1 pseudogene is annotated in these 248 nt (G+C 46.8%); it reads right to left on the bottom strand.

The features are described 5' to 3' along the window. Nucleotides 1-108 precede the first annotated feature (108 nt). A pseudogene (locus ACEO2X_RS14710) lies at nucleotides 109-248 on the bottom strand (IS66 family insertion sequence element accessory protein TnpB); the annotation flags it as partial.

The following is a 248-nucleotide window of genomic DNA, read 5'->3' as shown; positions in this document are numbered from 1 at the left end:
AATGCGGTTTGATGTAGCCAAAGGCTCTCACCACCTGAGCCATGGCAGTATCCATTCCTGCACGCATATCCATGGGCTGAGTAGACAACCAGATTTCATCGATACGGATCATGTTGCCAGCACCTTGAGTAATTCTGCCAAGGCAGGTATTTCTGATGTCTGCCATTTTAGCTGAATATCATTATTCGTATGAGGCACGGTGATACACAACGTGATCCTCTCATCAATAGGTTGGCTGATTGCAGCAG

The sequence above is a fragment of the Acinetobacter sp. AL9 genome (assembly GCF_041464035.1).
GTDB classification, from domain to species: Bacteria; Pseudomonadota; Gammaproteobacteria; order Pseudomonadales; family Moraxellaceae; genus Acinetobacter; species Acinetobacter towneri.
This window is presented reverse-complemented; position numbering and strand designations above follow the sequence as displayed.